Below are 18,051 nucleotides of genomic sequence, written 5' to 3'. Positions count from 1 at the left end.
AGATTTCGACGCCTTCGGGTAGCTTTTTAGGCTCGGGGACGGTTGCCCCGACCATGGGACTAGACGAGGACTCACTCGACTATCACCGCGAGGAGCCGCCGGGAAAAATCGAGATTTCCACGACGAAACCGACGAACACGCAGCGTGACCTCAGTCTCGCGTACTCGCCGGGCGTCGCCGCGCCCTGCCGCGCCATCGACGAGAACCCCGACGACGCCTACCAGTACACCGCGAAGGGCAACCTCGTGGGCGTCGTCTCGAACGGGAGCGCGGTCCTCGGGCTGGGCGACATCGGCGCGCAGGCCTCCAAGCCCGTAATGGAGGGCAAGGGCGTCCTGTTCAAGCGATTCGCCGACATCGACGTCTTCGACATCGAACTCGACCAGGAGAGCGCCGAGGACATCATCCGGACGACCAAGGCGATGGAACCCACCTTCGGGGGCATCAACTTGGAGGACATCAAGGCCCCCGAGTGCTTCGAAATCGAGGAGACCCTGCGCGAGGAGATGGACATCCCCGTCTTCCACGACGACCAGCACGGGACCGCCATCATCTCCGGGGCGGCCCTGCTCAACGCGACGGAACTCAACGGCAAGAACCTCGAAGACCTCAAAATCGTCTTCTCGGGCGCGGGGGCCTCGGCCATCGCCACCGCCCGGTTCTACGTCAGCCTCGGCGCGCGCAAGGAGAACATCATCATGTGCGACTCCTCGGGCATCATCACCGAGGACCGGGCCGAACACGGCGACGTCAACGAGTACAAGGCCCAGTTCGCCCGCGACGTGCCGGAGGGCGACCTCGAAGACGCGATGGAGGCCGCGGACGTGTTCGTCGGTCTCTCGGTCGCTGGCATCGTCAGCCCCGAGATGGTCCGGTCGATGGCCGACGACCCCATCATCTTCGCCATGGCGAACCCCGACCCCGAAATCGGCTACGAGGAGGCCAAGGAGGCCCGCGACGACACCGTCATCATGGCGACCGGGCGCTCCGATTACCCCAACATGGTGAACAACGTCCTCGGGTTCCCGTTCATCTTCCGCGGGGCGCTGGACGTTCGCGCCACCGAAATCAACGAGGACATGAAGATTGCCGCCGCAGAGGCGCTCGCGGACCTCGCCAAGCAGGACGTGCCCGACGCTGTGGTCAAAGCCTACGGCGACCAACCGCTTCAGTTCGGCCCGGAGTACATCATCCCCAAGCCGCTGGACCCTCGCGTGCTGTTCCAAGTCGCGCCCGCCGTCGCCGAGGCCGCGATGGAGTCGGGCGTCGCTCGGGGCGAGTTGGACACCGACGAGTACGTCGAGACGCTGGAGGCCCGCCTCGGCAAGTCCCGCGAGATGATGCGCGTGGTCCTCAACAAGGCCAAGTCCGACCCCAAGCGCGTCGCGCTCGCCGAGGGCGACGACGAGAAGATGATTCGGGCCGCCTACCAGATGCAGGAGGAGGGCATCGCCAACCCGATTCTCATCGGCGACCGCGACGAAATCGAGGCCACCGCGGCCGACCTCGGACTCGACTTCACTCCCGAAATCGCCGACCCCGCGACCGGCGACTACGACGAGTACGGAAAGCGCCTCTACCAGCTCCGGCGGCGCAAGGGCGTCACCGAGAGCGAGGCCGAGGACCTCGTGCGCAAGGACAGCAACTACTTCGGGAGCGTCATGGTCGAGCAGGGCGACGCCGACGCGATGGTGACTGGCCTCACACACCACTACCCCTCGGCGCTCCGGCCGCCCCTGCAAGTCATCGGCACGGCCGATGACGCCGACTACGCCGCCGGGGTCTACATGCTGACGTTCAAGAACCGGGTCATCTTCTGCGCCGACGCCACGGTGAATCAGGACCCCGACGAGGAGGTGCTGGCGGAAATCACCCGCCACACCGCCGACCTCGCCCGCCGGTTCAACGTCGAACCCCGCGCGGCGATGCTCTCGTACTCGAACTTCGGCAGCGTGGACAACGAGGGCACCCGCAAGCCCCGCCGGGCCGCCGAGAAGCTCCGGGCCGACCCCGACGTGGACTTCCCGGTGGACGGCGAGATGCAGGCCGACACCGCGGTCGTGGAGGACATCCTCGAAGGCACCTACGAGTTCTCGGAACTCGACGACCCCGCGAACCTGCTGGTCTTCCCGAACCTCGAAGCGGGCAACATCGGCTACAAGCTCCTCCAGCGTCTGGGCGGCGCTGACGCCATCGGCCCGATGCTGGTCGGCATGGACAAGCCGGTCCACGTCATCCAGCGCGGCGACGAGGTGAAAGACATCGTGAATCTGGCTGGCGTGGCTGTGGTTGACGCCCAGCAGAACGAGTAAGAAGCTCTCCTTCCAGACGCTTTCTCGTCCGCTCTCGGGTTCGCCCGACGAACAGTATTTCCCTACTCGGTTCGTACCTTTCCGCCAACACGCATGACGGAGACCACGCGGGCCGCGGTTCTGCGGGCGGTAGAGCGAGTCGTCAGGTACGGAATCGTCGCCGTGTTCGGCGAGGGGTTCCGCAAGCGAAATCCCGGCGCAATCGTGAACGCCGTGTTCGCGTTCGCCGCGACCTACGTCCCCGACGTCCTCGAACGGCACTGCGACGTGGAGTTCCGGCCGTGGCAACGCCTCTACGCCGCGGTCGCCATGCTGGCCCACGCCGTCGGCATGCTCGGCCCCTACGACGACACGTGGTGGTGGGACCACGTCACCCACACGCTCTCCTCGTCGCTTCTGGCGGGGGTCGTCCACGCCGCGGCCGACCGCCGTGGCAAGAATCCCCGACCCCGAGTCCTCGCCGTCATCACGGTCGCTGGCGTCGTCTGGGAACTGCTGGAGTACGTCATCCACGCGGTCAGCGAGCGCATCGGCATCGACCCCCTGCTGGTCTCCTACAGCAGGCGCGACACCTTGCTGGACTTGGTGTTCAACCTCGTCGGGGCGGCGCTCGTCCTCGCGTTCGGCGACCGCCTCCTGCGGAACTTCACGCACGACGAATAGCTCGTATCGGACGGTAACTTCAACTCCCCCGCCCGAGACGAACCCCACATGGACCACACCAGAGAGCGCGTCACGCTCGCTCGGCTCCCCTCCGGCGTCGAAATCCAGACGACAGTTCATATCTACGACGGCGACGAGGAGGGACCGACGGTCTACGTGCAGGCCGCCCAGCACGGTCGGGAAATCAACGGGACCGAGACCCTCCGGCGGGTTCACGAGCGACTGACCGCGGGCGAGGGAGACCTCGCGGGGCGAGTCGTCGCCGTCCCAGTCGCCGACCCGCTGACGTTCGACCACGTCTCCTACACCACGCCCGAGAAGTTGGACAGTATCAACCCGAACATGAACCGGGTCTGGCCCGGCGATTCGGAGGGGACGCTCCACGAGCGCATGGCGGCGAACCTCTGGGAGTACGTCGCCGACGCCGACGCCGTCATCGACCTCCACACCGGGAGCGCCGACATGCTGACCCACGTGGTGTTCATGGAGGGCGACGAGGAGTGTCGCGCCCTCGCGGAGGCGTTCGGCACCGACCTCCTGCTGGGCGAGGAGGCGGGCGAGGACGCCGACCCCGAGTGGGCCGCCCGCGACTTCGGCGGGAAGTTGCGAGTCGCCGCCACGCGCGAGGGCATCCCGACCATCACGCCCGAGCTGGCCCACAACAAGCACCTCGTGGAGGACGCCGTCGAGGCGGGCGTCGAGGGCACCCTCAGCGCCTTCCGGCACCTCGGCGTCCTGCCGGGCGACCCCGACGCCGACGGCGACCGGGTGCTGGCGCGCAACCACCTCGGCCGGGTCGTCGCCGACGACTCGGGCCTCTTCCGGGCGGACCCCGACCGCGAAATCGGCGAGCGCGTCGAACCGGGCGAGCGCATCGGCGTCCTCTACGACCCGACGACGTACGAACAGTTGCAAGTCGCCGAGACCGACCGGGGCGGGATTCTGTACTCGCTGACCCAAGAGGCGACCGTGACGGGCGGGGAGACGTTGCTGAGCGTTGCGCTGCTTCGAGAGGAGTGACTAGGAGTTCGTCGGGGCAACGAGACCGCTTCTCGTAGTGCTACGACGGCCGTAGTAGTGAGCGTTTCCTGAAGCGACCGGCCCCTTTATTCCATCCCCGGTGGAATGTCGCACCGAGCGCCCGCTTCGGTTGCCCGCAAACATAATAAAATACGTCTTTAAGACTTGTACAGTTGTTCTAAAGAACGGAATACAATCATCTGTCCCGCCACACACCTCCGGAATCCGAACAGTAACGTTATCTGTTCGTTCTGCGAAGTCGAGGTATGGAACTGGTAGCGACGGCCGCGACGGTCGGCCTGCTCGGCTTCTTCGGCTACCTCGCCTTCCGGGCGTACTGGCACGGGAAGACCGACGGCCTCAACAGCGAACTGCTCGACTGATTGCCCTCGCGGGATTCGACTCTTTTCTCCCCCGCCGTCTCAGCGGCTCAGAATCGTCTCCACACAGACGCCGATGGAGGAGCCTCCTCGACGCCGGAGGCTCGGTCGCGGCCTCGGTGAATTCACGGCTGGCGCTCCGGAGCGGGCTACGTGTTCGAGAATCGCTGAGGATACACGGCAGAGTCGCATTCGAGTACGTCCGAACGGAAACGAAGTGACGTCGAGTCGTTTACCGGCGGGCCGTGCTGTACAGCAGGGGCGCGGCGACCAGCAGCGCGATGCCGAGGAACTTGTAGTGCAGGGGCGCGAGGCTCGCCGGGGTGACGACGAACAGCAGCCCGAACGTGATGGCGTTCAACGACAGCACCTTTCGGGAGCCGAGCGGGATTGCCGCCAGCACCGACAGGACGAACAACAACAGCAACGCCTGCCCGACGTTGTAGTTGATGAGGAAGTCGTCGATGAGGGGCAGTGGTACGAACTGTGTCATCCTTGTTCGAAAGTCGCCCCGAAATACCCTTTAAAGTTCCGCTATACGGCAGTCAACCGTGTCAGTCCGCGTCGAACGTCCCGAGTCCCGTGTCACGTGGTCGCACCCTGCAAATCGAGCGGGCGAATCCAGACGTACCAGATGACGAGTATCGCGGTCGCGTAGCCGCTGACCCAGACCGCGGTCCCGAGTTGCTCGTAACCCGCGGTCGTCAGGAAGTACTTGAGTAACCCCGGCAACATCACGCCGAGCGCGAGCGCGGCCCCGAATCGGAACTTCTCGCTACGGCCCATCAGCGACCACCGCCGTTCGGTTCGGTCATGCTCGACGCTACGGACTCGAAGCAAGTCAACTCCTCGGTTCGGTCGTTATTCATCGTCTTCGGGTCGAATGCCCGTTCAAGTTAAAATACCTAAATATATAGAAACAATATTCACGTATGGTATGATTTATGTGTAATGCTAATTGGTTTTTATCCATGCGGAGACGCACTTTCCTGTCAGCACTCGCGGCCGCGACTGGCAGTTCGGCCGCAGGTATCGAACTCGCCGGACGAACCCGCGCGGCGTCCGGTCGGATTCCGGAACTCGAAGTCTACTCCAGTTCGAGTCTCGTGAACGCGAACAACAGTCCGCTGACGAACGACTCGTACGTCGCGGTATGGGCCGAGGACACGGCCTACAACGTAGACGACGACGGGAACGGCGACGCCGTCTCGTACCCCGACGACACGCCGATTCCGGTCGTGGCGAGCGACTGGAACGTCGTCGGATTCGGCTCGATGTTGGTCACCGACTCCGACACTAACTGGCAGACGGGCAACGAGGAGTTCCTCCTCAACGTCTGGGACGACGCCCTCGGCGGGTCGGGCACCGTCCTCTTCGACGAGGGCCACAGCCAGTACTACACCCTCTCGAAGTTCTCGGAGTTCGAGTCCTACGCCGAGAACAACGGCTACACGGTCGAGGCGACCACGTCGCTGGCCTCGGACCTCTCGGGCGCGGACGCCGCGGTCATCACCTCGCCCAGCGACTCGTTCACGTCGAGCGAACTCAGCGCGCTCGGCGACTTCGTGGCTAACGGCGGCTGGCTGTTCCTCCACGACCAGTCCGACCACGGCAACTACGACGAGACCCAGAACCTCAACGACCTCGCCAGCTACCTCGAACTCGCCTTCCGGTTCAACGACGACCAAGTCACCGACGAGATTCAGAACGCGGGCGAGAACTACCAGCCCGTCACGACCCAGTTCAACACCGCGTTCTCCTACTTCGGCGACCGCGAGGGTCTCGGCCTCGACCCGAACAAGACCTACACGGTTCCGGTCAAGGACGTCACCGACGGCGACACCGTGACGGTCGAGTTCAGCGACGGCACGACCGAGAACATTCGCATCCTCGGAACCGACACGCCAGAGAAAGAGCAGTACGACCAGTACGAGCGGATTCAAGAGTGGGAGGGCATCGAGTCCAACACCTATCTCGAAGCCAGGGCGGACGACGCCACCAACTTCGGGAAGGACGAACTGCTCGGCAAGACGGTGGACCTCTACTTCGACGACAACGAACCGGTCCGGGACGTGTTCGACCGCATCCTGGGTTACATCGACTACGACAAGAACGGCGACGGGTCCCGAGACGCCACCTACAACCACCAACTCGTGAAGAACGGTCACGCTCGCGTCTACGACTCGTCGTTCTCGCGCCACTCGGAGTTCATCGACTCCGAGGAGGCCGCCAAAGCCGACGGGACGCAGGTCTGGGCCGAGAGCGACCCGAGCAAGTCCAGCGAAATCCGCGACAACCCGGTGGACGACCTGTTCTTCCCCGATACCGCCAGCGTCCGGACCTCCTCGGGCGGCGTGGCCGACTCGCGGGTTCCGGTCTACGCCGAGACCACCGCGACCCAGTACCTCGACGGCGGCTACAGCTACAGCGGCGACATCCCGCTCGTGGCCGTGGACGAGGACGCCAACGTCGGCGTCGTCGGCGGCCCCTTCATCGACGAAGGTTACGAGAAGAACGAGGGCTACAGCACCGACACGTCGAGCTACGGCAACTACCCCTTCCTGACGAACCTCATCGACTACCTCGCGGACGCCTCCGGCGACGTGCTCATCGACGGCGGCCACGGCCAGTTCGGCGCGAGCTACGGGCTGTCGGCCGAGGACGCCGCCTACTACATGCGCTACCTCGAAGGGCAGGATATCGCGTTCGAGGGCATCAACGAGTTCTCCAGCGCGAACCTCGACGGCGCGCGGGCCGTCGTGGTCACGACCCCGCCCGAGTCGTTCACCAGCGCCGAAATCGACACCCTGAACGCGTTCGTCTCGAACGGCGGCGCGGTCGTCCTGATGGGCAGCGGCAAGACCACCGCCGACGCGCGGGCCAACATCAACGACCTCGCAAACGGTCTGGGAACCGACCTCCGGGTCAACGCCGACCAAGTCGTGGACGACACCAACAGCGTCGCCACGAGTCAGGAGGTCCCCGAGACGACCGTCTTCGACACCTCCTTCCCGCTGTTCGACGCCTACACGCCCGGCACGTCCTCGGACTACTCGTTCTCGATTCCGACCATCAGCGAGGACGGCGAGACGCTCAACGACGAGTACGTGGACGTGAAAAACGACGGGTCGAGCGGGCAGGACATGACCGGCTGGACCCTCGAAGACGAGGCGGGCTACACCTACCAGTTCCCCGACGGCTTCTCGCTCGGCGCGGGCGAGACGGTTCGGGTCCACACCGGAAGCGGCACCGACTCCTCGACGGACCTCTACTGGGGCAGCGGGTCGCCGGTCTGGAACAACGACAGCGACACTGCGTACCTCTACGACGACGGGAACAACCTCGCCGCCGAGAAGACCTACCCCTCGAACACCTGCGACTCGAAAATCTGCGTCGAGAGCCTGAGCGAGGACGGCGAGACGCTCAACGACGAGTACGTGGACTTCGAGAACACGGGGTCGAGCGGGCAGGACATGACCGGCTGGGTCGTCGAGGACGAAGCGGGCAACAGCTACCAGTTCCCCGACGGCTTCTCGCTCGGCGCGGGCGAGACAGTCCGACTCCACTCGGGCGACGGCACCGACTCCTCGAGTGACCTCTACTGGGGCGGGTCGTACATCTGGAACAACAGCGGCGACACCTGCTACCTCTACGACGACTCGGGGAGCCTGCACACGAAGTACAGCTACTGAGACCTCGGTTCAACCCTTATTTTGTAGTCGGATTGTCGAGGTGACAGAAGCGCGGGAAAGAGGAAACTGCCGAAAGGAATGCGGAAAAGGGGGAACTGCCGAAAGGGAATTGCGGGAAAGGGGAGACGGGAAAGCGAACGAGCGACGAGCATCGGCTGGCTGGTTGTGGCGTGCGTCGGGCGCAGATGACAGGTGCCACGTGGGGGATTTCGAGGCGCGACGGGACGCGCACGCCACGTTTCGAGCGATTCACCGCGGTGGGAAAAGCCTCGCTAATTGTCCCATATAGCTCTCAATATCCCTACGAATCCCGCGGCGCGGGGTGAGTCGGCTCACGCGCCGGTCAGCACCAGCGGGCAGTTGACCAGCGCGCCCGCCGCCCGGATGCCCCCGAGTTGCTCGTTCATCGCGCCGTCCGGCGCGGCCGAGGCCAGTTGCCCCTGCCGGAAGGCGGAGACGGCTTCCTGATGGCTAGTAAGTCGTCGGCGCTGGTCGGCGTCGATGGCCTCTCGGGTCCACTCGACGGGATGCACGTCCCAGAGAGGACTGTAGAACAGCGCGCCGCAGTCGGCCCGGGAACTCGGGTCGCCGCAGGTCTGCTCCTCGGCGACCACGTTGAGCGGACTCCCCTCGCCAGCAACCGCCGAGCGCAGGCCCTGCCGGTCCGGATTGTCGCTCCCCATCGGGCCGTTCACGACCGGGATAATCGGTTCGCGGGCGGAGGTCGCCGCGGTCCGGTCGCCCGCCGACGGGGCCGCGTTCAGCACCGGCGCGTAAGTCGCGGCTTCGAGCGCGGCGATGTCCGGCGCTGAGGCCTCGGTGCTGACGTAGCGGACGTGCTCGCCCTCGTAGAAGCCGTCGGTCAGTCGCATGGTGACCTCCAGTTCGTCGCGGTCGATAGCGACCACGGCGTCGTGTTCGCCCGAGTCGTTGGCGACGTGCGGGGCGTTGTAGACGACTCCTCGGCGGGTGACGAACAGCGGCGTGTAGCGGTCGCTCCTCGCGCCGGGGTTGGTGCCGCCCCCGAGCGGGAACCCATCGGGACCGGGCACGACCTGCCGTTCGAGCGCGAAGTTCGGCGTCGCGGTGAACGCCACGCCCGCCGCCGTGTCGGCCCGGTTGCGAGCGCGAGGCTGTCGCCCGGCCCCGTCCTGCACCGCGTTCGTCCCGAGGGCGTTGGTGAGTTTGGGCGACCAGTTGAGGCCGCGCTGTCCGGCCTGCCGGAAGTCGCTGGTCTCGAAGACGACGTAGTAGACCTCTCCCGTGGGTGCCTGTCCTCGGTAGAGCGGGAGCGTAATCGTCTCCTCGACCGGGTCGATGTCGAGCGCGCTCGGGAGTCGCGGGGGAATCGCGGCCTCGTCCTGCTGGCGGCGCTCGGTGTCGGTCGCGGTCCGCGCTCCCGCGAGTCCGATCGCGCCGACCGCCCCCGCGCTGGCGAGAAACGCGCGGCGAGATACCGACTCCGAGAGCGATGTTCCGTCCGCCTGCTGGTCGTCTGGGTTCATAAATCAAGGGATGTAGACCCGCAGGTTAACACGCGCCGACCGTTCACCGCCGGAAGGGGTCGTTTCTCGGCGGTCACGTCGATTACCGGGAGGAAAACCGGCGATTGGCCAATCGGTGTCGAGAGTAGCGGAACCACCGACTGGGTTCGGTCGGTGGAACAGCCCTCGTCCTTGGCGGACTGAAAGGGCGAGCGCGGTTCGCGTCCGAAGGACGTGGTCGTCTCAGCATGGCCACTATTTCGCGGGCGCAGAACTGCGCCCGCGAAATATCCTGCTGAGCGACCGCGAACCGCGCGAGGGCTTTCGAAACCACAGTTCCTCCGGTCCTCTATCTCTTTCTCACAGTTCCGAGATGAAGTGAACTGCGCGAGGGCTTTCGAGGCCATAGTCACTAGTCTCCGAGCATCGGTTTTTTCTCACCTGCCGACGACCGAACGCCCGTGAGCGCGATTACCTTCTTCGCCACGACCGACTTGGAGCGCATCGTCGGGTTCTACACCGAGACCGTCGGCGCGGACGTGTGGCTCGAACAGCCCGACTGCACGATTCTGCAGTACGACAACCAACTGCTGGGATTCTGCGAGCGCGAGGAGGCCGACACCGAGGGCATCGTCACGTTCGTCTCCCCCGACCGGGCGGGCGTCGAGGAGATGCACGAGCGACTCGGCGAGCGCGTCCGCGAGGAGCCACACGAGAACGAGCGCTACGAAATCTACCAGTTCTTCGCCGACGACCCCGACGGCCGCACCGTCGAGTTCCAAACCTTCCTGCACGAGATCGACGAGATATAACTCTGCAATCTGGAAGGAATTGAAATCCGTTCCTAAAGTAATGTAATTCTATCTCCTCCTGCCGACGGAGGCCCGGCTCACCGATAGAAAGAACGCGAAAAATGACCGAAGCACGACCGAGTTTCGTCTTCGACAGCGGAACGTATTCGATACATTACTTTCGTTTCGGATACAGATCCGTAGCTATGTCTACCCAAAATGCCCGACGCAAAGATACGCTGTCGATGGCGTTCGCTATTCAGTTGACCATCATCGGAACGGCACCGGCTGACGATTCGTTAGTACCGCTCTTTTTCGTCGGTGTTCTGATTACCATCATCGTGCTATTCAAGGAGGCCGCACGCCGCTTCGCGGAGTATTCGAATCGATAGAACGACCGACGGTAATTCTCAGACCGAAAAGTAATCTCGTTCACTCGACCATCGCCAGAACCGTCACAATCTCGGCCGATAGAAAGCCTCGACTCCCAGATAAAAAGAACGCGAAAAAGACGGGACCGCAACCCCGCGATTACTCTTCGTCGTCGGCGTCTTCGTCCTCGGCTTCCTCGGCGCGCTCGCTGAGGACGGCCTCGCCGCCCTCCTCTTCGATGAGTTCGACCGCGCTGGCGGAGAAGGCGTCGGCCGTGACTTCGAGCTGGTTACGGACCTGACCGTCTCCCAGCACCTTCACGGCGTCTGCTTCCCAGCCGTCCTCGACGATGTCGCGGGCGTCGAGGCGGTAACCGTCGTCGGTTGCTTCGGCGTCACCGTCGGCGGCCAGCAGGGCCGCGTCCTCGTCGAGCTTCTGGACCGTGATGGTGCGAACGTCGTCTTTGACCTTCTCCGGTCGCTTGAAGCCGTGCTTGCCGAGCGGTTCGTAGTTGTGGAACTCGTGTTTGGCGCGACCCGCGCGACCGCGGCCGCCACGGTGACCGGCACCGCGCCGGTTCTTGTGACTACCGCCGCCGTGCGTGCGGGAGCCGCGCTGTCGTCGTTTCTTGTCCGTCATGGTTATCGCATCGCCTTCAGGAGCGAATCGATTTGCTCGGTGGTGTGCTTGCCGAGCTGGCCACCTTCCTTGGTGGGGTGCTTGATACCGTCGTGACCGCCGCGCGGCGGGTGGAGACGGAGGACGGGCGAGAGGCCCTGCTCGCGCAGGGTCGTCTCCTCGTCGACCAGCGCCTCGGCGAGGGCGCTCACGTCGTCGTAGTCGGTGTTCTCGGCGACCCACTCGTCGTCGACGTCGGCGTCACCCTCCTCGGGTTCGGCGCGCTTGCGCAGGAGCGTCTCCAGCACGTCCGCGCTCGGCTCGCCGTAGGCGGTGTAGTCGTTGACCTTCGTGATCATGCCGCGGTAGGCGTCGGTGTCCGGCACGAGCGTGCAGTGGTTGACGCGGTGGAGGTTCAGCATCTCCAGCGTGTCCTGCGTCGAGCCGGTCATGTCTACCTCACCGCGAATCTGGACGACTGCTTTCATCAGTCAGCCACCTCCTCGCCGTAGTCGGTCCGGCCTCGCGGGCCGCGGGACTCCGCGGCGTTCTCCAAGGCGTTGTAGGTCGCCTTTGCGAGGTTGAGCGTGGTTCGGGTGTTGCCGTGGCTCTTGGTCCAGGCGTTCTCGACGCCGCCGAGTTCGAGAATCTTGCGGACGGTGTCGGTCGCGGCGAGGCCGAGTCCGGTCGGGGCCGGGATGAGTTCGACCTCGACGCTTCCGGCCTTGCCCTTCGTCCGACGGGCCAGCGAGTGCGGTCGCTCGGAGCGGTCCTCCCACGAACCTGCACCGCGGTTGACCTCGATGAGGTTCAGCTTGGCGATGTCGATCGCCTTCTGGATGGCTCCGCCGACCTGGTCGTCTCGACCTTCGGCGTAGCCGACGTAGCCGTCGCGGTTGCCGATGGCGACGACGCAGCGGAACTTCACGCGGCGGCCGGAGTCGGTCATGCGCTGGACCATGTTGATGTCCAGCACTTCGTCCTCCAGCCCCGGCAGCAGCTGGTCGACAAGCTCCGGCTCCTTCAGCGGAAGGCCGGAGTTGAGGGCGTCCTCCATCGTGTCGATGTCGCCCTCGGCGACTTTACGGCCGAGACGGGTCTGGGGTTCCCAGCCGTCGTGGTTTGCACACATACGTTAGTCCTCCATGATGGTTTCTCGCACTTCGTCGAAGTGCTCGGGTAGCTCTGTGGCGTCGAAGTCCCCGCTGTAGAGCGGTTCGTCCAACTGCTCGGCGTACTCGGCGATGTGTTCGCCGCGGTTGCGCGACCAGTCGGCCAGCACGCTGTCGTTGTGGGGGATTTCGAGCCCGGCGTCGATTGCGCCTTCCTGTACTGCGAATACTTTGCCTCCGGGTGTCGCGGTGTTGAGACCGATGTCGAGGACAGCCTCCTCGAGTCCGGCTTCGAGCGCGCGCTTTCCTGCCAGCAGCCCCGTCAGATACGCGCTGGGGAGATTGCCCGTGGGGGCCTCCCAGCCGTAGTCTTCGAGGTCGCCGGAGAACGCACTCGTTACCGTTTCGTCGCCGTTGGGACCCATCGTGACCAGCTGCGCCCTGACGTGCTTGTTGCTCTTGCGAGCGACCAGCCGGGGCTTGCCCGATTTCAGCAGGCGCAACCTCTGATGGTAGTCAGTCCGGACCTCGCGGCGACGGCGCATCGGCACCGTGTATCGTGGTCCTGTTGCCATGGTTAGTAGTTACTCTCGATGTAGTTCAGCAGGTACTGGACGCTACGGAACTCCCCGCCTTTTGCCTTGTCATACAGGTCTCGGTACTGAGACTGCGTGATTTCGCCTTCGGCGCGGAGTTCGCGGAGCTTCGTTCGCTGCGCGCGAATCGTCTGCTGCCACTCCTCTTTGCGCTGCTGTCGGCCGCCCGACTTCCCTTTCCGGGTACCGGCCCCGGTCTGGTGACCGTAGTCGCGCTTTTCCTTCCGCTTGCGAGCGCGGCCGCGGGAGTTGCCTTTCTTCTCCTTCGACTGAATCGAGCCGTCCTCGACGAGCTCGCGGATGTCCTCGCGGGTAATCGCTTCCGCGATGGCACCCTGCGCGTCGGGGTCGAACCAGACTCGGTTCTGGCCCACGTCGAGCACGTCGGCGGCGAGTCGCTTCTGTGCGCTCAGGTCGCTCATTCTTCAACCTCCACTTCGACGTAGGTCGGGTTCAGGACGCGAATGCCCTGTTCTTCGGCCTGTTCCTCGATGCGCTCGCGCTTGCGAGCGCCGACTTTCGAGGCGATGCGGACCGCTTCCGTGTCGCCGTCGACGCCTTCGAGGTCGTCGGTGTTGTGGACGCGGACTTCCTCGAAGCCGCTGGGGTGCTTGCCGCGCACTTCCTTGGGCGTCCGGAAGCCTGCCTCGACCGTCGGGCCTTTGCCCTTGACGCCGCGGCGCTGCTTCGACAGCTGGCCGCGCGGGCGTCGCCACGAGGTCGGGGTCCGCTTCTTCTTGTGGTAGTCCTGCCGGTTGAACTGCGGCTTGCCGACGCGCTTGCGCTGGGTCAGCAGTTCTTCCTCTCGGTCGCTGAGGTCGGGGGTCTTGTCGACCAGCCCGCGGGGCTGGAGTTCGGTCTCGACCTCCTCGGCCTCGGCTTCCGGCTCTTCTGGCTCTTCCTCTTCGATTTCGGCTTCGGTCTCCTCTTCGACTTCGAGACCGCCGACGTCGGCCTTGATGCGGGCCGCGAGGGCGTTCCCGATGCCTTCGACCTCCGCGAGTTCGTCCTGGCTCGCCGCCTTGACGTCCTCTACGGATTCGAAGCCTGCGTCGCGGAGCGCGTCGGCCTTGCTCGGGCCGACACCGCTCACGTCTTCGAGTTCCTGGGATTCGTCGTCTGCCATTCGTTAGACACCTCCGGTCTGTGGCTTCTCGGTGATGTAGACGCCGTCCTGGAAGACGCGGGTGTCCTTGTCCTGAACGCGGGTCAGCTGCTCGATGTCCGCGGCCGTCTGGCCGACGTCCTCGATGCTGGGTCCGCGCAGGTGCAGAACCTCGTCGTCCACTTCGACGCTCGTGTCGCCGTGAATATCGGTGCGTCGCGGGGCCTTCTCACCGAGGAAGTTCTCGATGACGACCTCGTCGTTCTCGGCGCGGACCTGCATCGGGAAGTGGGAGTAGAAGACTTCCATCGTGTACTCCCAGCCCTCGGTCACGCCGTGGAACATGTTGCGAACGTGGCTCTCGAACGTGCCCACGGTCGCGTTGGTCTTGGCGTCTTCCTCCTCGCTCTCGATAACCACGGTACCGTCGTCCACTTCGACCGACACGTCGGGGTACCAGAGGCGTCGCGTGACGCTACCCTCGGGCCCCTCGACGCTGAGGTCGAGGTGGTCTTTGGTCGCGGTTACGTCGTCCGGAATTTCTAGTTCTGTTCGTGCCATTGTTCTAGTAGACGTAGGCGATGACCTGCCCACCGACGCCCCGTTCGCGGGCCTCGTAGTGGCTCATGACGCCGTGGCTGGTCGTGACGACGAGCGCCCCGTAGTCGCGGGCGGGGAGGAACCGCTTCTCCCACTTCTCGAACTCGTCTGCTCCGGCCGAATACCGGGGCTTGACCGCGCCACACTCGTTGATAGCGCCTTTCAGTTCGACCTCGAACTTACCGGCCTTGCCGTCGTCGACGAACTCGAAGCCGTCGATGTACCCGCGGTCGTAGAAGACCTCGAGTACGCTGCCGATTTCGTTCGAGGCGGGCTGTACCGTGTGGTCCAGATGGCCGACGCTCTCTGCGTTGTCGACGCCCGAGAGCGCGTTGGCCAGCGGATCGTTTCCTGCCATGTTTATCGATACTTCTTGAAGCCCATGCTCCGGGCGATTTCGCGGAAACACTGCCGACACAGGTTGATGTCGTACTTGCCGACGAGACCCTGCTTTCGACCGCAGCGCTGGCACTCGTCCGTCTGGCCGGTGCGCTTTCCGGCGTGTTCTCCGGTCGCCTCGGAGTCGGTTTCGCTTTCACTCATTCGTTGACCTCCACGTCGAAGTTCGATTCGAGGTACGCGATGGCGTCCTCGGGGGTCAGCTTGTGACCCGAGGGAATCGACCGCGTGACCTTGTCGCGCTTGCTAACTCGGTAGCCCGGACGGACGAGGTTGACCGTCACGTCGAGACCGTAGATGCCGACGTTCGGGTCGTACTCCTGACTCGGGAACTCGGTGTGTTCCTCGACACCGAAGCTGAAGTTCCCGGTGTCGTCGAACTGGCGCGCCGCGATGTCCGAGAGCGGCAGCGCCTTCTCGAGGAACTCCTCGGCGTCCTCGTCGCGGAGCGTCACCTTCGCACCGATGGGGTCACCCTGACGGATGCCGAACTCGGGCTTGGTGGACTTGGCCAGCGTCCGCACGCTCTGCTGGCCGGTCACGTCTTCGAGGATTTCCTCGGCGTCCGCGAGTTCGCGGCCGCCTTCGCCGACGCCCATGTGGACGACGACCTTCTCGACGGTCGGCTCTCGCATCTCGTGGAAATCAGCTTCCGCTTCGCTCATTCCTCATCACCCGTGAAGTTCTCGTCGATGACCACGACGTACTCCTCGACCGTCTCGAAGGTGCCGTCGTCGGTCTCGACTTCGACGTTGTTCGACCCGCTACCGGGCGTGACGGTGATGTCGGTGATTTCGCCGACTTCGCCGGCGTGAGCACCGCGAACGGCGGTCACGAGGCTCCCCTCTTCGTAGGGGAAGTGAGCGACGATGTCGTCGCCCTCGTTGGCGATGACGATGGAGTCGCCGGAGCCGTACTCGCTCTCGTCCTCGACGAGGAGGTTCTGCCCGTCGTGGAGGTTGAGCTGCGTCTTGCCGCCGGAGACCATCGTCTTGTCCTCGATTTTGCCCAGCTTGCTGTCGGCGGACTCCGCGTCGATTTCGGTCAGCGCGAGCCGACCGCCCTCGTCGGGGAAGACGCGGTAGTACTCCTCGCGCTCGGTGAACGCGAGAATGTCGAACATGCCGATAGGTCGGTCCTCCGCCACTCCCTCGTCGCCGTTGACGAGGACGGTGCCCTCTTCGAGGGCGTAGCGGGCCTCTTTCCGCGAATCGACGTATCCCAGCACGTCCCGCAGGATGATGAGCAGCGGGACGCCGTCTTCGCCGTGCGGGCCGGAGTCGGCCTTCACGGTGAAGGTGTCGGTCTTTCGCTCGACCGGCCAGGACTTCGGAACTGAGAGTCGTTTCTGGTGCTTCGTCATTCGTTCTCACCTCGGAGACGCTCCTCGCGTCGGTCGTCCTCGAGGTCGAGGTCGGTCACGCGAAGGTTGCTCGCGTCGAGCGGTCGCGGGACCTCTTCGCCGTCTGCCTTCTCGACGGTCACGTCCTCGACGTGGACGACTGCATCTCGCAGGTCGACGTTGGCCACTTCGCCTTCCTCTCCGGCGAAGTCCCCGCGCATGACCTCGACGGTGTCGCCCGCGTTGACGCGGACGCTGCGGGTGTCGAACTCCTCGCGGAGGTCGTCGGCGAGCGTCGCCTTGACCTGCTCGTGTCGCTCGTGGAGCGAGGCGCGCTCGGTCTTGTTTCGCTGTTTGCGTGGTTGCTTAGTCATACTATCATCGTAGCGGTGCTTGCGATGCTTCCGAACCGCTCTGCGACTTCCCGCGCGATGGGACCCTTGATTTCGGTCCCGCGCGGCTCCTCGACGTCGTCGATGATGACGGCCGCGTTGTCTTCGAACTTGACGCGGGTGCCGTCGGGACGACGGATGGGCTTGCGCTGGCGGACGATGACGGCCTCCAGCACCTGACGGCGCATCTCGGGGGTACCCTTCGTGACCGAGACGGTCACTTTGTCACCGATACCCGCCTTGGGGTGTCGGCTCTTGGTGCCCGAGTAGCCGGAGACGCTGATGACTTTGACTTCGCGTGCGCCAGTGTTGTCGGCGCAGGTCAGCAGCGAGCCCTTCTCGAGGCCCTGCGTGACGTCGGCTTTGAGCGCTTCCATTATTCTTCGCCCTCCGTTTCGTCCTGTTGTTCGGTGCCGCCCGCGCCGAAGCTCCGCGTCGTCTCGAACTTCTCGACGACGACGTGGCTCTTCGTTTTCGATAGCGGTCGGGTCTCTGCGATACGAACCGTGTCGCCGACGTCCAGTTCCATACAGTCCGGCGCGTGTGCCGGAACGCGGGACCGGCGCTTCATGTACCGGTCGTACTTCGGAACCGGAACGTCGTACTCTCGCTCGACGATCACGGTCTTGTCCATGTCGGTGGAGGCAACCTCTCCTTCGAGGGTCTGGCCGCGCACGGAAAGCGTTCCGTGGAACGGACAGTTCTCGTCGGAGCAGGTTCCCTCCGGTTCTGATACGTTCAGTCCTGTTGCCATGTGGAGTCACCTGCCTTCTCGGTGCGCAGTTCGGGTCGTGAGAGCAGCCGCGCGCCATCCACCGTAACGTAGGCCACGCCCTCGCAGTCGCGGGGGTATCCCCCGGAGTCCGACGATAGGGTATCGCCGGACGAGCCAGACTGACCGGAGCGTACTCCGGCAGTTTCCGACCCCCGTTTGGACGCGGTCCCCGAGACCTTCGCAGCCTCGGCGGATTCATCTGTGAGCGCGAACTCGAATGTAGAGCCCTGCTTTGGCACCTGCCGCACCCGAGAGCCGGACCCGACACTAAGGGTTCCCTGCGTCTCGGCGACGACCCGGCCCTCGATTCCGACGAGGTCCGGATTCGCCGCGTCCACGACGCGGACGGGAAGCCCGTTGAGTTCGTGTCGGGTCAGCGTCTCGGGTGTGAGTGGCAT

At 64.6% G+C, this 18,051-nt stretch carries 23 protein-coding genes; 5 read left to right on the top strand and 18 right to left on the bottom strand.

What is annotated here, in order from left to right; all coding sequences use genetic code 11:
• The first annotated feature begins 53 nt into the window (after positions 1-53).
• The 3 genes from EPL01_RS05560 to EPL01_RS05550 all read left to right on the top strand — a co-directional run bounded on the left by EPL01_RS05560 (position 54) and on the right by EPL01_RS05550 (position 3,995).
• A complete protein-coding gene (locus tag EPL01_RS05560; protein ID WP_135824267.1) occupies positions 54-2,312 on the top strand; it encodes an NADP-dependent malic enzyme in 2,259 nt (752 codons plus the stop codon).
• 93 nt (positions 2,313-2,405) lie between these two features.
• Positions 2,406-2,975, top strand: a complete 570-nt coding sequence (locus EPL01_RS05555) for a DUF2238 domain-containing protein (RefSeq protein WP_135824266.1) — start codon at positions 2,406-2,408, stop codon at positions 2,973-2,975.
• A 48-nt stretch (positions 2,976-3,023) separates the two neighbouring features.
• Entirely contained in the window at positions 3,024-3,995 is a 972-nt protein-coding gene (locus EPL01_RS05550) for a succinylglutamate desuccinylase/aspartoacylase family protein (protein ID WP_135824265.1), read from the top strand.
• A gap of 612 nt (positions 3,996-4,607) precedes the next feature.
• On the opposite strand, the gene EPL01_RS05545 is transcribed toward EPL01_RS05550, so the two are convergent.
• Both EPL01_RS05545 and EPL01_RS05540 read right to left on the bottom strand, forming a co-directional pair.
• Positions 4,608-4,868, bottom strand: a complete 261-nt coding sequence (locus tag EPL01_RS05545; protein ID WP_135824264.1) for a DUF8006 family protein — start codon at positions 4,866-4,868, stop codon at positions 4,608-4,610.
• A 92-nt stretch (positions 4,869-4,960) separates the two neighbouring features.
• Complete coding sequence (locus EPL01_RS05540; RefSeq protein ID WP_135824263.1) at positions 4,961-5,161, bottom strand: DUF7996 family protein; 201 nt, start codon at positions 5,159-5,161, stop codon at positions 4,961-4,963.
• 185 nt (positions 5,162-5,346) lie between these two features.
• Between EPL01_RS05540 and EPL01_RS05535 the strand changes: the two genes are divergently transcribed.
• Complete coding sequence (locus tag EPL01_RS05535; protein ID WP_135824262.1) at positions 5,347-8,067, top strand: DUF4350 domain-containing protein; 2,721 nt, start codon at positions 5,347-5,349, stop codon at positions 8,065-8,067.
• A 332-nt stretch (positions 8,068-8,399) separates the two neighbouring features.
• Here EPL01_RS05535 and EPL01_RS05530 read toward each other — a convergent pair whose 3' ends face one another.
• The gene (locus tag EPL01_RS05530; RefSeq protein ID WP_135824261.1) at positions 8,400-9,572 is read right to left on the bottom strand and encodes a hypothetical protein; all 1,173 of its coding nucleotides are present in this window, start codon (positions 9,570-9,572) and stop codon (positions 8,400-8,402) included.
• A 440-nt stretch (positions 9,573-10,012) separates the two neighbouring features.
• On the opposite strand from EPL01_RS05530, the gene EPL01_RS05525 reads away from it, so the two are divergent.
• On the top strand, positions 10,013-10,363 hold the full coding sequence (locus EPL01_RS05525; RefSeq protein WP_135824260.1) for a VOC family protein: 351 nt from the start codon (positions 10,013-10,015) through the stop codon (positions 10,361-10,363).
• Positions 10,364-10,873: 510 nt separating this feature from the next.
• On the opposite strand, the gene EPL01_RS05520 is transcribed toward EPL01_RS05525, so the two are convergent.
• Genes EPL01_RS05520 through EPL01_RS05450 form a run of 15 tightly spaced genes read right to left on the bottom strand, consistent with a single transcriptional unit; the run spans position 10,874 to position 18,051 of the window.
• On the bottom strand, positions 10,874-11,353 hold the full coding sequence (locus EPL01_RS05520) for an uL15m family ribosomal protein (protein ID WP_135824259.1): 480 nt from the start codon (positions 11,351-11,353) through the stop codon (positions 10,874-10,876).
• Between the two features lie 2 nt (positions 11,354-11,355).
• Positions 11,356-11,820: a 50S ribosomal protein L30 gene (gene rpmD / locus EPL01_RS05515; RefSeq protein WP_135824258.1), complete on the bottom strand. Its 465-nt coding sequence runs from the start codon at positions 11,818-11,820 to the stop codon at positions 11,356-11,358.
• Positions 11,820-12,464 carry a 30S ribosomal protein S5 gene (locus tag EPL01_RS05510; protein ID WP_135824257.1) on the bottom strand — a complete coding sequence of 215 codons (645 nt, stop codon included), beginning with the start codon at positions 12,462-12,464 and terminating at the stop codon, positions 11,820-11,822. The genes rpmD and EPL01_RS05510 overlap by 1 nt, the downstream gene beginning before the upstream one ends.
• Before the next feature lie 3 nt (positions 12,465-12,467).
• Positions 12,468-13,019, bottom strand: coding sequence for a 50S ribosomal protein L18 (locus EPL01_RS05505; protein ID WP_135824256.1), 552 nt, complete (start codon positions 13,017-13,019; stop codon positions 12,468-12,470).
• A 2-nt stretch (positions 13,020-13,021) separates the two neighbouring features.
• Positions 13,022-13,462, bottom strand: a complete 441-nt coding sequence (locus tag EPL01_RS05500; protein WP_135824255.1) for a 50S ribosomal protein L19e — start codon at positions 13,460-13,462, stop codon at positions 13,022-13,024.
• Entirely contained in the window at positions 13,459-14,166 is a 708-nt protein-coding gene (locus tag EPL01_RS05495; protein ID WP_135824254.1) for a 50S ribosomal protein L32e, read from the bottom strand. Before EPL01_RS05495 ends, EPL01_RS05500 begins: the two co-directional genes overlap by 4 nt.
• Before the next feature lie 3 nt (positions 14,167-14,169).
• Positions 14,170-14,706, bottom strand: coding sequence for a 50S ribosomal protein L6 (locus tag EPL01_RS05490; RefSeq protein ID WP_135824253.1), 537 nt, complete (start codon positions 14,704-14,706; stop codon positions 14,170-14,172).
• Positions 14,707-14,710: 4 nt separating this feature from the next.
• Entirely contained in the window at positions 14,711-15,103 is a 393-nt protein-coding gene (locus EPL01_RS05485) for a 30S ribosomal protein S8 (protein ID WP_135824252.1), read from the bottom strand.
• Positions 15,104-15,105: 2 nt separating this feature from the next.
• Complete coding sequence (locus EPL01_RS05480) at positions 15,106-15,288, bottom strand: 30S ribosomal protein S14 (protein ID WP_135824251.1); 183 nt, start codon at positions 15,286-15,288, stop codon at positions 15,106-15,108.
• Entirely contained in the window at positions 15,285-15,809 is a 525-nt protein-coding gene (locus tag EPL01_RS05475; RefSeq protein WP_135824250.1) for a 50S ribosomal protein L5, read from the bottom strand. The genes EPL01_RS05480 and EPL01_RS05475 overlap by 4 nt, the downstream gene beginning before the upstream one ends.
• Positions 15,806-16,507 carry a 30S ribosomal protein S4e gene (locus EPL01_RS05470; RefSeq protein WP_135824249.1) on the bottom strand — a complete coding sequence of 234 codons (702 nt, stop codon included), beginning with the start codon at positions 16,505-16,507 and terminating at the stop codon, positions 15,806-15,808. The genes EPL01_RS05475 and EPL01_RS05470 overlap by 4 nt, the downstream gene beginning before the upstream one ends.
• Complete coding sequence (gene rplX / locus EPL01_RS05465; RefSeq protein WP_135824248.1) at positions 16,504-16,860, bottom strand: 50S ribosomal protein L24; 357 nt, start codon at positions 16,858-16,860, stop codon at positions 16,504-16,506. Before rplX ends, EPL01_RS05470 begins: the two co-directional genes overlap by 4 nt.
• On the bottom strand, positions 16,857-17,255 hold the full coding sequence (locus EPL01_RS05460; protein ID WP_135824247.1) for a 50S ribosomal protein L14: 399 nt from the start codon (positions 17,253-17,255) through the stop codon (positions 16,857-16,859). Before EPL01_RS05460 ends, rplX begins: the two co-directional genes overlap by 4 nt.
• The gene (locus tag EPL01_RS05455) at positions 17,255-17,632 is read right to left on the bottom strand and encodes a 30S ribosomal protein S17 (RefSeq protein ID WP_135824246.1); all 378 of its coding nucleotides are present in this window, start codon (positions 17,630-17,632) and stop codon (positions 17,255-17,257) included. The genes EPL01_RS05460 and EPL01_RS05455 overlap by 1 nt, the downstream gene beginning before the upstream one ends.
• Positions 17,617-18,051 (bottom strand): ribonuclease P protein component 1, encoded by a 435-nt coding sequence (locus EPL01_RS05450; RefSeq protein WP_135824245.1) that lies wholly within the window; start codon positions 18,049-18,051, stop codon positions 17,617-17,619. Before EPL01_RS05450 ends, EPL01_RS05455 begins: the two co-directional genes overlap by 16 nt.

The sequence above is a fragment of the Halorussus ruber genome (assembly GCF_004765785.1).
GTDB classification, from domain to species: Archaea; Halobacteriota; Halobacteria; order Halobacteriales; family Haladaptataceae; genus Halorussus; species Halorussus ruber.
The sequence above is the reverse complement of the archived record's forward strand: the minus strand, read 5'-3'. Positions and strand labels throughout refer to the sequence as shown.

Excerpts from the sequence above, each read along its gene's own strand:
- EPL01_RS05480 (WP_135824251.1), bottom strand. The coding sequence starts at position 15,288 with ATGAGTGAAAGCGAAACCGACTCCGAGGCGACCGGAGAACACGCCGGA.
- EPL01_RS05455 (WP_135824246.1), bottom strand. The coding sequence starts at position 17,632 with ATGGCAACAGGACTGAACGTATCAGAACCGGAGGGAACCTGCTCCGAC.
- EPL01_RS05530 (WP_135824261.1), bottom strand. The coding sequence starts at position 9,572 with ATGAACCCAGACGACCAGCAGGCGGACGGAACATCGCTCTCGGAGTCG.
- EPL01_RS05475 (WP_135824250.1), bottom strand. The coding sequence starts at position 15,809 with ATGAGCGAAGCGGAAGCTGATTTCCACGAGATGCGAGAGCCGACCGTC.
- EPL01_RS05505 (WP_135824256.1), bottom strand. The coding sequence starts at position 13,019 with ATGGCAACAGGACCACGATACACGGTGCCGATGCGCCGTCGCCGCGAG.
- EPL01_RS05470 (WP_135824249.1), bottom strand. The coding sequence starts at position 16,507 with ATGACGAAGCACCAGAAACGACTCTCAGTTCCGAAGTCCTGGCCGGTC.
- EPL01_RS05545 (WP_135824264.1), bottom strand. The coding sequence starts at position 4,868 with ATGACACAGTTCGTACCACTGCCCCTCATCGACGACTTCCTCATCAAC.
- EPL01_RS05550 (WP_135824265.1), top strand. The coding sequence starts at position 3,024 with ATGGACCACACCAGAGAGCGCGTCACGCTCGCTCGGCTCCCCTCCGGC.
- EPL01_RS05495 (WP_135824254.1), bottom strand. The coding sequence starts at position 14,166 with ATGGCAGACGACGAATCCCAGGAACTCGAAGACGTGAGCGGTGTCGGC.
- EPL01_RS05535 (WP_135824262.1), top strand. The coding sequence starts at position 5,347 with ATGCGGAGACGCACTTTCCTGTCAGCACTCGCGGCCGCGACTGGCAGT.
- EPL01_RS05540 (WP_135824263.1), bottom strand. The coding sequence starts at position 5,161 with ATGGGCCGTAGCGAGAAGTTCCGATTCGGGGCCGCGCTCGCGCTCGGC.
- EPL01_RS05490 (WP_135824253.1), bottom strand. The coding sequence starts at position 14,706 with ATGGCACGAACAGAACTAGAAATTCCGGACGACGTAACCGCGACCAAA.
- EPL01_RS05450 (WP_135824245.1), bottom strand. The coding sequence starts at position 18,051 with ATGCCACTCACACCCGAGACGCTGACCCGACACGAACTCAACGGGCTT.
- EPL01_RS05460 (WP_135824247.1), bottom strand. The coding sequence starts at position 17,255 with ATGGAAGCGCTCAAAGCCGACGTCACGCAGGGCCTCGAGAAGGGCTCG.
- rplX (WP_135824248.1), bottom strand. The coding sequence starts at position 16,860 with ATGACTAAGCAACCACGCAAACAGCGAAACAAGACCGAGCGCGCCTCG.
- EPL01_RS05485 (WP_135824252.1), bottom strand. The coding sequence starts at position 15,103 with ATGGCAGGAAACGATCCGCTGGCCAACGCGCTCTCGGGCGTCGACAAC.
- EPL01_RS05520 (WP_135824259.1), bottom strand. The coding sequence starts at position 11,353 with ATGACGGACAAGAAACGACGACAGCGCGGCTCCCGCACGCACGGCGGC.
- EPL01_RS05555 (WP_135824266.1), top strand. The coding sequence starts at position 2,406 with ATGACGGAGACCACGCGGGCCGCGGTTCTGCGGGCGGTAGAGCGAGTC.
- rpmD (WP_135824258.1), bottom strand. The coding sequence starts at position 11,820 with ATGAAAGCAGTCGTCCAGATTCGCGGTGAGGTAGACATGACCGGCTCG.
- EPL01_RS05560 (WP_135824267.1), top strand. The coding sequence starts at position 54 with ATGGGACTAGACGAGGACTCACTCGACTATCACCGCGAGGAGCCGCCG.
- EPL01_RS05500 (WP_135824255.1), bottom strand. The coding sequence starts at position 13,462 with ATGAGCGACCTGAGCGCACAGAAGCGACTCGCCGCCGACGTGCTCGAC.
- EPL01_RS05510 (WP_135824257.1), bottom strand. The coding sequence starts at position 12,464 with ATGTGTGCAAACCACGACGGCTGGGAACCCCAGACCCGTCTCGGCCGT.